The 11,810-nt window shown below is 63.8% G+C and carries 10 protein-coding genes and 2 tRNA genes; 5 read left to right on the forward strand and 7 right to left on the reverse strand.

The features are described 5' to 3' along the window. Nucleotides 1–33: 33 nt before the first annotated feature. Entirely contained in the window at nucleotides 34–813 is a 780-nt protein-coding gene (locus ACFOKJ_RS04535) for a substrate-binding periplasmic protein (protein ID WP_390276934.1), read from the forward strand. Nucleotides 814–882: 69 nt separating this feature from the next. Here the strand turns inward: ACFOKJ_RS04535 and ACFOKJ_RS04540 are convergent, their stop codons facing one another. The 7 genes from ACFOKJ_RS04540 to ACFOKJ_RS04570 form a co-directional block, all read right to left on the reverse strand. Beyond that, on the reverse strand, nucleotides 883–1,785 hold the full coding sequence (locus ACFOKJ_RS04540) for an ornithine cyclodeaminase family protein (RefSeq protein ID WP_390276935.1): 903 nt from the start codon (nucleotides 1,783–1,785) through the stop codon (nucleotides 883–885). Nucleotides 1,786–1,812: 27 nt separating this feature from the next. Further along, nucleotides 1,813–2,757 carry an ornithine cyclodeaminase family protein gene (locus tag ACFOKJ_RS04545; RefSeq protein ID WP_390276936.1) on the reverse strand — a complete coding sequence of 315 codons (945 nt, stop codon included), beginning with the start codon at nucleotides 2,755–2,757 and terminating at the stop codon, nucleotides 1,813–1,815. A 221-nt stretch (nucleotides 2,758–2,978) separates the two neighbouring features. Continuing rightward, complete coding sequence (locus ACFOKJ_RS04550) at nucleotides 2,979–3,923, reverse strand: ornithine cyclodeaminase family protein (protein ID WP_390276937.1); 945 nt, start codon at nucleotides 3,921–3,923, stop codon at nucleotides 2,979–2,981. Then, nucleotides 3,920–4,879 (reverse strand): threonine/serine dehydratase, encoded by a 960-nt coding sequence (locus tag ACFOKJ_RS04555; protein ID WP_390276939.1) that lies wholly within the window; start codon nucleotides 4,877–4,879, stop codon nucleotides 3,920–3,922. The genes ACFOKJ_RS04550 and ACFOKJ_RS04555 overlap by 4 nt, the downstream gene beginning before the upstream one ends. A gap of 205 nt (nucleotides 4,880–5,084) precedes the next feature. Then, the gene (locus ACFOKJ_RS04560) at nucleotides 5,085–6,125 is read right to left on the reverse strand and encodes an adenosine deaminase (RefSeq protein ID WP_390276940.1); all 1,041 of its coding nucleotides are present in this window, start codon (nucleotides 6,123–6,125) and stop codon (nucleotides 5,085–5,087) included. 275 nt (nucleotides 6,126–6,400) lie between these two features. Then, a tRNA-Ser gene (locus ACFOKJ_RS04565) sits at nucleotides 6,401–6,491 on the reverse strand. A gap of 60 nt (nucleotides 6,492–6,551) precedes the next feature. Then, nucleotides 6,552–6,642: transfer RNA gene (locus tag ACFOKJ_RS04570), tRNA-Ser, on the reverse strand. A gap of 262 nt (nucleotides 6,643–6,904) precedes the next feature. On the opposite strand from ACFOKJ_RS04570, the gene ACFOKJ_RS04575 reads away from it, so the two are divergent. From ACFOKJ_RS04575 to ACFOKJ_RS04590, 4 genes are all read left to right on the forward strand, one after another. Next, nucleotides 6,905–8,497, forward strand: a complete 1,593-nt coding sequence (locus ACFOKJ_RS04575) for an NAD+ synthase (RefSeq protein ID WP_390276941.1) — start codon at nucleotides 6,905–6,907, stop codon at nucleotides 8,495–8,497. A gap of 114 nt (nucleotides 8,498–8,611) precedes the next feature. Then, nucleotides 8,612–9,217 (forward strand): outer membrane lipoprotein chaperone LolA, encoded by a 606-nt coding sequence (gene lolA, locus ACFOKJ_RS04580; RefSeq protein WP_390276942.1) that lies wholly within the window; start codon nucleotides 8,612–8,614, stop codon nucleotides 9,215–9,217. Between the two features lie 3 nt (nucleotides 9,218–9,220). Then, nucleotides 9,221–10,534 carry a replication-associated recombination protein A gene (locus ACFOKJ_RS04585; RefSeq protein ID WP_390276943.1) on the forward strand — a complete coding sequence of 438 codons (1,314 nt, stop codon included), beginning with the start codon at nucleotides 9,221–9,223 and terminating at the stop codon, nucleotides 10,532–10,534. A 265-nt stretch (nucleotides 10,535–10,799) separates the two neighbouring features. Then, entirely contained in the window at nucleotides 10,800–11,687 is an 888-nt protein-coding gene (locus ACFOKJ_RS04590) for a LysR family transcriptional regulator (RefSeq protein WP_390276944.1), read from the forward strand. Nucleotides 11,688–11,810: the final 123 nt, after the last annotated feature.

The following is an 11,810-nucleotide window of genomic DNA, read 5'->3' on the forward strand; positions in this document are numbered from 1 at the left end:
ATCGCGAAGCCGCCCGTAGCCATGAATTACCGCATGAACATCACCCGACCACTCCTTCTGTGCGGCCTGCTGGCCCTGCTGGGCCAGGCATTGCCCAGCCCGGCGCTGACCCTGCTGACCGAAGACTGGCCGCCAGTTACCTTCCAGAACGACAAGGGCCTGCCGGATGGCATGGCGGTGGAAGTGGTGCGCGCGATCCAGACCCGTATCGGCGACAACAGCCAGATACAGGTGCAGCCGTGGGTTCGTGCCTACAACAGCCTGCTGGGCGATGGCGACGTGATGCTGTTCACCGTTGGCCGCAATGCCGAACGCGAGCGGCTGATGACGCTGCTCGGCCCTATCCTGGTGTCCAGCACCGACATCGTGGCCCTGAGCAAGCATGCCGCCAGCCTGCGCAAACTGCCGCCTGCCGAGTTGCGTCGGCTGCCGGTGGCCGCCTATCGCGGCAGCATCTTTGCCACTTCGGCCAAGGCTGCCGGATTCCAGGTGGCAGACACCAACGACCCGGCCCAATCGGCGCGCCTGCTACTGGCCGGGCGGGTGAAACTGTGGGTGGACGGCAACGTGGTAATGGGCCGCATCCTGCGGGAAAAAGGCGTCAACCCCAACGCAGTGGAAAAAATCCTCACCCTGGACAAGCTGGATCTGTACCTGGCGTTTTCTCCGCGCGTCGCGCGGCAAACCATCCTGCAGTGGGAAGCAGGACTGAGAGCCATCAAGCAGGACGGCACCTTCTCCGCCATTCACCGCCGCTGGTTTCCGCAGGAACAGCCTCCGCCGCAGGTAGAGCTGCTGGGCATCCAGCACTAGGCCGCGCCGCCGGCTGTCACGCCACTAGTCATCCGCCTTCTGCAGCACGCTCTTGGCGATCTGCACATCCTAGGCGGCAAAACCGCTGAGACTGGCAATGGTGATATCGCTTGCCGCGCGGCGCCCCGGCTGCCGCCCGGCCAGCACATCCCCCAGTTCCGCCACCTGCTCGTGGCGAATCAGCCCGGCGTTCAACGCGTGGGAGAATTCCCCGTACTCCAGTACCTGAGCCGCGCAATCGGCAACCAGTGCATCGGCTCGCGCCACCAGGCCAGCTGCCAGCTCCTGCCGGCCACTGCGGTCCGCCCCCACCGCGGTGATGTGCGTACCGGCAGCGATCCACTCCGCCTGCAACAGGGGCTGCCTTGCCGGAGTACAGCACACGATCAGCTGGCATGCCTCGGCCAGCTGGCGGGCATCCAGGGTTGGCCGCATGCGGTAACCTCGGGCCGCGAACGGCTCACAGAACGCCTGCAGCCGCTGCAGGTTGCGCCCCCATACCCATATCTGGCGACAGGTTTGCACACTGGCCAGCGCCTCCAGCTGCAGTTGTGCCTGCTGGCCACAACCCAGCAGGCCGATCGCATCGACTGTCGGCGGAGCCATCGCCTCCGCCACCAGCCGGCCGGTAAGCGCGGTACGCTGCGCCGTCAACCAGCCCTTGTCCAGCAACAGCGCCTGCGGCTCGCCGGTGCGGGCGGAACACACCAGCAACATGCCGTGCCGGCTGTCCAGCCCCTGCTCGGCATTGTGCTCGAAGCCGGACCACACCTTGACCACAAACACCTTGTCGCCTTCCAGGTAGCCGGATTTCACCACGCAGTCCGCCGCCACCGCATCGAAGTGAATGCGCTGCATAGGCGGCAGCTGCATACGGCCAGCCGCGTAGGCAATCAGCCCCTCGCGCAGCAGCGCCGCGGCACGCTCCGGGCGAAAGGCCTGCATGATCTGCTTGCTGGTATAGATATCCACGACCTTCCCTCCTGCACGCTGGCAAGGCTACTGCTGCGCCAGCAGGATGCTCTTGGCGATCTGCACATCCTGAATCGCCAGCCCGGTCAGGTCGGCAATGGTGATGTCGTGACTTTGCAGCCGGCCTGGCAACTTGCCCGCCAGCACATTGCCCAGCTCGGCAATGTGCTCCTGCCGGATCAGCCCGGCCTCGAAGGCATGCGAGAATTCGCCAAACTCCAGCGACTGCGCCACGCAGTCGGCCACCAGGACATCTGCCAGCGCCACCAGGGCACTGGACAGCTCCTGCTTGCCCTTGCGGTCGGCCCCTACCGCGGTGATATGGGTACCCGGCGCAATCCACTCCGCCTTCAACAAGGGATGTGCCGACGGCGTACAGGTAACGATGTAGCGGCAGGCGGCAGCCAGTTGCTGCGCATCCATGGTTGGCCGCACCTCGAAGCCCTGCTCGGCAAAATGCTGGCAAAACGCCTGCAGGCTCGCCTCATGCCGGCCCCATACCCACACCTGGCGACAATCCAGTACCTCGCCCAGCGCTTCCAGCTGCAGGTGCGCCTGCAGGCCGGTACCGACAATGCCGATGGCCTCTACTTGTTCCGGCGCCATGACCTCAGCCACCAGCCGGCCGGCAACGGCGGTGCGCTGCGCCGTCAGCCAGCCCTTGTCCAGCAGCAGTGCCAGCGGCACGCCGGTGTGGGCGGAAAACACGATCAGCATGCCGTGATTGCTGGCCAGGCCCTGTTGCGGATTCTGGTAAAAGCCGGATGACACCTTGACGGTGAATACCTTGTCACCTTCCATATAGCCGGACTTGATCACGCAATCGGCTTCGATGGCATCGAACTTGATGTGCTGCGCCGGCGGCAGCTGCACCTGGCCAGCGGAATAGGCAATCAGCCCCTCGCGGATCAGCGCCGCCGCCAGCTCCGGGCGAAAGGCCTGCATGATCTGCTTGCTGGTATAGATTTCCACGCGTCCCCCTTGTGCCGGCCCATGGCAATGCCGTGTGTCCTGGGCTAGCGGCAGTGTGTACTGCTCTTGATGCTAGCTTTTCTGAATAAACTTTGCTTCATTCTCTATTTAACGATGTCACGCTCAGACACCTGAGCGCCCACAAAACTGCCCGCGCCAGCAGCAATGCGAAGGGCCAGGCCGGAAATAGCGGCCTGGCCCTTCGCTGTGACACATCCCGTTCAATCCAGCAGCTGCAGCACGCTCTTGGCAATCTGCACATCCTGAATGGCGATGCCACTCAGGTCGGCAATGGTGATGTCATCGGCCGCTCGTCGCCCGCATTGGCGACCATCCAGCACCGCCCCCAATTCGTGAACGTCCTGCAAGCCGATCGCGCCGGCGGCAAACGCATGCTGCAATTCGCCAAAGGCGGTGCACTGCACCACCGAGTCCGCCACCAGCACATCGGCAGCCGCCACCAGGCTGGCATCCAGCTCCTGCTTACCCTCCGCATCCGCCCCCACCGCGGTGATATGGGTACCGGGGGCAATCCAGTCCGCCTGCAGCAGCGGGCTGCTGGATGGGGTGCAACTGACGATGTACTGGCAGTGACTGGCCAGCTCGCGGGCATCCTGGGTTGGCCGCATATCGTAGCCCCTGGCCACGAATGGCTGGATGAAACGCTGCAGCGCCTGCTGGCTCTGCCCCCACACCCATACCGTGCGACATGGCAACACCGATGCCAGCTGCTCCAGCTGCAAGCTGGCCTGCATGCCGGTACCCAGTATGCCGATGGCCGCCACCCGTGGCGGCGCCATCACCTCCGCCACCAGCCGCCCGGTGAGCGCGGTACGCAGGCCGGTGAGCCAGCCTTCATCCAGCAACAGCGCCTGCGGTGCGCCGGTGACAGCAGAAAACAGCATGATCAGCCCCTGGTTGCTGGCGAGACCATATTGCGCATTACCGTAAAAACCGGATGACACCTTGACCGCAAACTGATCATCCCCGATCAGGTAGCCGGACTTGATACAGCAGTCCCCCTGGCCTTGCTGAAACCCGAAATGCTGCACCGGGGGCTGCTGCACCTGGCCGGCGGAATAGGCAATCAGCCCCTCGCGCAGCAGTTGCAAGGCATGCTCCGGCCGGAACAGCGCCATGATCTCCGGCTTGCCCAGCACCTTCATCGGATCGCTTCCAGGAAGTCCTGCAGCCCGATATTGCGCCCGCACAGCACCACCGCCACCTTGCGGCCCTGGTAGCGCGGCGCCAGTTGCAACAAGCCGGCCAGCGCCACGCCGGCAGCGCCTTCCACAATCCAGTGTTCGTGCTCGGCCAGCAGGCGCATGGCGTGGCGGATATCGCTCTCGCTCACCAGCGCGCCATGGTCAATGAGCTGTTGGCACAGTGCAAATGTCACCGCCCCCGGCTCCACCCCGCCGGCGGTGCCGTCGGACAGTGTGTCCTGCTCCACCACATCGTAGATTTCGCCAGCCTGCAGGCAGTGATACATGGCAGCGGCGTTCTGCGGCCAACAGCCGATGATGTCGGTGTCGGGTGACAGTTGCCGCAGCGCGCTGCCAATGCCGGAGACCAAGCCGCCGCCGCCCACCGCCACGCACACCGCCGCCAGTTCCGGGCACTGCTCGGCCAGCTCCATGCCTACCGTGCCCTGGCCGGCAATCACCTGCAGATCGTTGTACGGCGAGATATAGGTCAAGCCCTGCTGTTCCGCTGCGGCGCGTGCGGCCAACTCCGCCGCCAGCGCATCGCCCGCCACCAGCTGCACGCGGGCGCCCAGCTTGCGAATGGCGTCCAGCTTCACGCTGGCGGCGTGCTCGGCGGCATACACCGTAACCGGCACACCGGCAGCGCGCCCGGCCAGCGCCACCGCCTGGCCGTGGTTGCCGGAAGACGCGGTAATCACGCCCGCATGACGCTCGGCCGGCGACAGCAGGCGGATCTTGTTGCTGGCGCCACGGAACTTGAAGGAACCGGTGTGCTGCTGATGCTCGGCCTTGAGATAGACCTCGCAGCCGGTCAGCTGCGACAGCGCCGGGCTGTAGTCCAGCGCGGTGTAGCGGACATGCGGCCGCAGTTGGCGGTGCGCATCGGCAATGGCAGCGTAGAGTGTGCTCATCATGTTTCCCGGATGGATTGCGGACAGCCGCCACTGGCAACGCCCAGCAAAATGTGGATTTTTTGTACAATGTGGACTGAATTGTCCGTTAGATTGTCGACAATTCCACTAGGATCGCTCTTATTTTTGCACTTGATGACAATGCCGCCAGCCCGGAAAGCAAACAACCCGGCAATGCCGGGTTGTTCTGTCATCCTCGCAAACTGGCTTACAGCGCCTGTTCCACCTGCCACGCCGCCACGATGTGGCTGATGGCACGCTGCCAGTCGGCCTTTTGTGCCGGCGCCAGCCAGCTGGCTTCAAAGCTGTTGCGCACCAGTTGCACAATCTCGTCTGCCCCCAGATCCAGCGCGCGGCGGCAGGCCAGCAGGTTCTCCCCCAGGTAGCCGCCAAAATAGGCTGGGTCGTCGGAATTCACCATCGCCACCAGCCCGGCCTCCAGCATGCGGCGCAGCGGGTGCTCGGCCAGGTCGGCAAACACTTTCAGCTTGATGTTGGACAGCGGGCACACCGTCAGCGGCATGCGCTCTGCGGCCAACCTTTGTACCAGCGTCGCGTCTTCCAGGCTGCGCACGCCGTGGTCGATACGGCATACCTGCAGCAGCTCCAGCGCCTCGCGCACATAGGCGGCCGGGCCTTCCTCGCCGGCATGTGCGACGCAGGGCAGCTGCAGCTCGCGGCAGCGGGCGAACAGGCGCTGGAACTTGGACGGCGGGTGGCCTGCCTCGCTGGAATCCAGGCCGAAGCCGTCGATACCGGACAGGTAGGGCATCGCCTGCTCCAGCACCGCAAAGCCATCTTCCTCGCTGAGGTGGCGCAGAAAGCTCATGATCAGCCGCGATGTCATGCCCCACTCCGCCTCAGCGGTTTCCAGCGCGCGGCTGATGCCGTGGTAGACGGTGGCAAAGGCGATGCCGCGCGCGGTGTGGGTCTGCGGGTCGAAGAAAATCTCGGTGTGCACGATGCCGTCGGCCTGCGCGCGCTGCAGGTAGGCCCAGGTCAGGTCGTAGAAATCCTGCTCGGTTTGCAGCACGCCGGCGCCGGCGTAGTACAGGTCGAGGAAAGATTGCAGATTATTGAAGTCGTAGGCAGCGCGCAGGCTGGCAATGTCGGCATACGGCAGACTGATGCCATTACGCGCCGCAAGGGCGAACATCAGCTCCGGCTCCAGCGTGCCTTCGATATGCAGGTGCAGTTCAGTCTTGGGCAGCTGCGCGATCAGCGCGTCGATGGGGTGCAGGGCAGACATGGATAACTCCGGGCAGGTTGGCCGCAGCGGCGGGGTGCTTTCAGCATGGTGCAAAGCTGCGGGCAGGAAAAGCAAAAAGCCCCGATTGCTGGGGCTTTTTGCGAGTATTGACCAAGTGCTTTCGCTACGCGGAAGGACTTGGTTTTGTAAACAGGAAGGCTGCCGATGCAAGCACCTGGCTGGCGCGGCCCGGCTTTGCCGGGTCTGGCGAGGCATCAATAGTTAGTTTGTAGCAGCCAGCAAAAAGCCCCGATTGCTCGGGGCTTTTCACATTCTGGCGGAGAGGGGGGGATTCGAACCCCCGTCAGGGTATTACCCTGAACACGCTTTCCAGGCGTGCGACTTAAACCACTCATCCACCTCTCCAGAATTCTATAAAACCGGAATTTGATAAAGCCGGCGTTTAACCGGCTTTATGAGGCAATCTGGCGGAGAGGGGGGGATTCGAACCCCCGTCAGGGTATTACCCTGAACACGCTTTCCAGGCGTGCGACTTAAACCACTCATCCACCTCTCCAGATGGCTTTGACAACGGCGCTAGGCGTTTCGTCGTCAGAGGCTGCGCATTCTAGGGGACATACCCCATATTGGCAAGCTTTTTTGCAGAAAAAAGCACAGCATGCAGCCGCTTGCGGCCAAGCCTGCGCCGTGCCGGCAACAGTGGTGCGGGCAAGCACTTGATCCGGCAGGCAAAGCACCGACGCCCGCTCCGGCACGCGGGCCGCCGGCTGATCAGGTAGAATCTCTCCGTTAACTTACAAACAAGCTGTCTTCAAGCCATGCGTATCGCTCTTGCCCAGTTCAACCCGGTGGTAGGTGACATCCCCGGCAATACCCAGAAAATCCTCGAACTCGCCCGTGCGGCCATGGCGCAAGGCGCCGACGTGCTGGTTACCCCGGAGCTGGCGCTCACCGGCTACAGCCCGGAAGACCTGCTGCTGCGCGACCAGTTCTATCGCGACATTGCCCGTGGCATCGACGAGCTGGAAATGCTGGACGGCATTACCCTGGTGATCGGCCACCCGGTCAAACTGGGCAACGAGCGCTTCAACGCCGCCACCGTGCTGCGTGACGGCCACCGCCTGGGCCAGTACCACAAGATGCTGCTGCCGAATAACGAAGTATTCGATGAATGCCGCTACTTCACCCCCGGTGCCGCGCCGCTGGTATTCGAGCAGAACGGCGTGCAGGTAGGCGTGCTGATCTGCGAGGACGTGTGGTCGGTGGAGCCGGCGGCGGAAACCGCCGAGGCCGGCGCGCAGGTGATCGTGTCGCTGAACGCTTCGCCGTTCCATCGCAACAAGATCGCCACCCGCCACGAAGTGCTGCGCTACCGGGTGGAAGAAACCGGCGTGCCGATGGCCTATGTGAACCTGACCGGCGGCCAGGACGAACTGGTATTCGATGGCGGCTCCTTCGCCATCAACCAGGCTGGTGAAGTGGTGGCGCAGGCCTCCGCCTACGACGACGAACTGCTGCTGGTGGATGTGGTGGATGGCGACATCGCCGCGGCCAACATCGCCCCGCTGCCGGACGAGCTGGAAAGCATCTACCGCGCGCTGGTAGTGGGCGTGCGCGACTACATCGGCAAAAACCGCTTCCCCGGCGCCCTGCTCGGCCTGTCCGGCGGCATCGATTCCGCGCTGACGCTGGCGGTAGCGGTGGACGCGCTGGGCGCAGACAAGGTACACGCGGTAATGATGCCCTCGCGCTACACCGCCGACATCAGCGTGCTGGACAGCCGCGACATGGTTGGCCGCCTGGGCGTGAAGTACGACGAAATCGAAATCTGGCCAATGTACGAAAGCTTCATGCAAGCGCTGGCGCCCTCCTTTGCCGGCCTGGAAGCCGACACCACCGAGGAAAACCTGCAGGCGCGCATTCGCGGCACCCTGCTGATGGCACTGTCCAACAAGAGCGGCAAGCTGGTGCTGACCACCGGCAACAAGTCGGAAATGACTACCGGCTACTGCACGCTGTACGGCGACATGGCCGGCGGCTTTGCGGTGCTGAAGGACGTGGCCAAGACCCTGGTATTCGCGCTGTGCCGCTGGCGCAATACCGTGGGCGAGGTGATTCCGGAGCGCATCATCACCCGCCCGCCGTCCGCCGAGTTGCGCCCGGACCAGAAAGACCAGGACAGCCTGCCGCCATACGAGGTGCTGGACGCCATCATGGAACGCTATGTGGAAGGCAACCAGTCCGCCGCCGACATCGTCAAGGCCGGCTTTGCCGAAGCCGACGTGAGCAAGGTGGTGCGCCTGCTGAAGATCAACGAGTACAAGCGCCGCCAGGCACCGGTAGGCCCGCGCATCACCCACCGCGGCTTCGGCAAGGACTGGCGATACCCGATTACCAACCGCTTCATGTAAACAGCAAGTTGGCCGCAGAGTTGCGGCCAATATCACGCATTCGTTAACAAAAGTGCACGAACAGTCACGGTGAAGCATGGTCTGATGCAAGACCGTTTCACCGACAGGAATACCATGAAAGCATTCGCCAGTTTCGCGCTGTGCTGCGCGTTGATCGCCCCGGCCAACGCCGCCGCCATCGCCCAGCTCAAGGCCTTTGTTGCCGGCACCAAGACCCTGTCCGCCAGCTTCAGCCAGACCGTTAGCAGCAAGAACGGTCAGGAAAAAGCCAGCGGCCAGATGGAGATCCAGCGCCCCGGCAAGCTGCGCTGGACCTACACCCAGCCCTACGAGCAGCTGATCGTCGGCGACGGCAAGACGCTGTGGGTGTACGACAAGGAACTGGCGCAGATCACCAAGCGCAACCAGGCCGGCACCCTGGGCAGCAGCCCGGCGGCACTGCTGGCCGGCAGCAATGCCATCGAACGCGACTACCTGCTGCGCGAGGTTGGCCGCCAGGGTGCGGTGGAATGGCTGGCAGCCACCCCGCGCAAGGGTGATAACACCTTTGACGGCATCAAGATGGGCTTCAGCGCCAACCAGCTGGTGGAGATGGAGCTCACCGACAGCTTCGGCAATGTCACCCGCATCAGCTTCAGCAACATCAGGAAGAACCCGCCGCTGACAGCCAGCCACTTCAGCTTCACCCCGCCCAAGGGCGTGGACGTGGTCAGCGAGTAAGCCATGGACCTGTTTGCGCGCGAGCCGGTAAAACCGCTGGCCGAAGCCATGCGGCCAACATCGCTGGACGAGGTCATCGGCCAGCAACACCTGATCGGCGCCGGCAAGCCGCTGCGGCTGGCGGTAGAAGCACAGGTGCCGCACTCCATGATCCTGTGGGGGCCACCCGGCGTGGGCAAGACCACGCTGGCGCGCATCCTGGCGGGGGCCTTTGACGCCGAGTTCATCCCGCTGTCGGCAGTTCTGTCCGGAGTGAAGGAAATCCGCGAAGCGGTGGAACGCGCCCATGCCACGCTGCAGCAGAGCGGGCGGCGCACCATCCTGTTCGTCGATGAAGTACACCGTTTCAACAAGAGCCAGCAGGATGCCTTCCTGCCGTTCGTGGAATCCGGCCTGCTCACCTTCATCGGCGCCACCACCGAGAACCCCTCGTTCGAAGTCAACGCCGCGCTGCTGTCGCGCGCCCAGGTCTACGTACTGAAATCGCTGGAGGGCGCCGACCTGCTGGCGCTGCTGCAGCGGGTACAGGCCAGCGGCCGGCTGGATGGCATCAGCTTTGCCGACGGCGCCGCCGAAGCGCTGGCCGGCTACGCCGACGGCGATGCGCGCCGCTTCCTCAACCTGCTGGAGCAGACCATCACCGCCGCGCGCGCGCGCAAGATTGCCAGCGTGGCAGCCGACTTCCTGGCTGAGGTGCTCACCGTGAGCGCCCGCCGCTTCGACAAGGGCGGCGACAACTTCTACGACCAGATCTCCGCGCTGCATAAATCAGTGCGCGGCTCGCACCCGGACGCCGCGCTGTACTGGCTGACACGCATGCTGGACGGCGGCGCCGACGCTCGCTATCTGGCGCGGCGCATCGTGCGCATGGCGTGGGAAGACATCGGCCTGGCCGACCCGCGCGCCCTGCAGATCGCCAACGACGCCGCCGCCACCTATGAGCGGCTGGGCAGCCCGGAAGGCGAGCTGGCGCTGGCGCAGGCGGTGATCTACCTGGCGGTGGCGGCCAAGAGCAATGCCGGCTACATGGCCTACAACCAGGCCAAGGCCTTCGTGAAGCAGGACAAGAGCCGCGAAGTGCCGGTACACCTGCGCAATGCGCCCACCAAGCTGATGCAGGAACTGGGCTACGGCCACGACTACCGCTACGCCCACGACGAGCCGCATGCCTATGCCGCCGGCGAGACCTACCTCCCCGACGGCATGGCCGAACCCGGCTGGTACCAGCCGGTGCCACGCGGGCTGGAAAGCAAGATCGCCGACAAATTGGCCTTCCTGCGCCAACTGGACGAGGACGCGGGCAAGCCGGGCGGCTGAATACCGGGCACCTCGAAAAACTCCTGCTTTCGTCGCGATACTGCGTTGCTCACGAAAAATTTCTCCTTACATATCAAACATATGCTGCGTCGAAATTTTTCGTTCGCGCCTTGTCTCGCCTGACTTGGCGCAATTGGAAATCCGGGTTTTCGAGGCGCCCTACCGCGCGGCGTGGACAGTTGTTCCGCCACGGACACTGCCACAGAATGCCCGCACGCCCGCAACAACGGGCGCCGCAAGCCGCCACCATGCCCGGGAAACAGCCATGCCGATCCGCAACCTATCCGATTTCGATCTGAAATCACTGCGCATTTTCTGCGCCATCGCCGATGCCGGCGGCTTCACCCAGGCGCAGACCAGCCTCAACATGCATCTGTCCAAGCTCAGCACCACCATCAGCGATCTGGAAGTGCGACTGGGGCTGAAGCTGTGCCAGCGCGGACGACAGGGTTTTCAGCTCACCCAGGATGGTCTGGCGGTATACGAAGCCAGCCGTGGATTGTTTTCCGATATCGATCGTTTCATTGGCAACCTGGGCGCCCTGCACGGCCAGCCGGCACCAAATATCCACATCGGGCTGGTGGATGGCTTGCTCACCCTGCCGCAGATGCCCACCGCGCAGGCGCTGCGGCGCTTTCGCGAACAGCTGCCGCAAACCCAGATCCACCTGCACATCCATCGCCCAGATGAACTGGAAAAACTGGTGCTGGAAGAAAAGATCGCCATCGCCGTCGGCGCCTTCCACCACAACCTGTCCGGCCTGGTGTACACCAGCGCCTTCCAGGAAGAGCAGAGCCTGTATTGCGCCACGCAACATCCATTGTTCGCCAGCAGCGACGAGCACATCGCCCACAGCGTGGCCGACCATGACTACGTGGAGCGCGGCTATATGCAGGAAAGCCAGCGCCCCTGCCAGATCCGCCTGAAAAAGGCCGCGGTGGCCTATACCATGGAAGCGATCAGCACCCTGGTACTTACCGGGCAATACCTCAGCCACTATGCGCAGCAATGGCAGCAGCAGGGGCTGCTGCGGGCGCTGCAGCCGGCGCTGTTTTCCTACTCTTCCACCTTCAGCATCATCACCCGCCAGGGCAAAACCCCGGACCTGGCCAGCCAGCTGCTGCAGGACTGCCTGCTGGCCGCTACCAAGTAGTAGTGCGAAAACACTGCCTCACCGGGCGCTCCACCAGCGTGGCTTTGGCTGTCGCAACATGGCGGATCGCCCCTGTGACTTGCTCCGGACTACCGTATATCTGCTTTTTGAATAATTCAGGGT

Origin of the sequence: Vogesella amnigena (assembly GCF_042648905.1) — a bacterium.
Taxonomy (GTDB): domain Bacteria; phylum Pseudomonadota; class Gammaproteobacteria; order Burkholderiales; family Chromobacteriaceae; genus Vogesella; species Vogesella amnigena.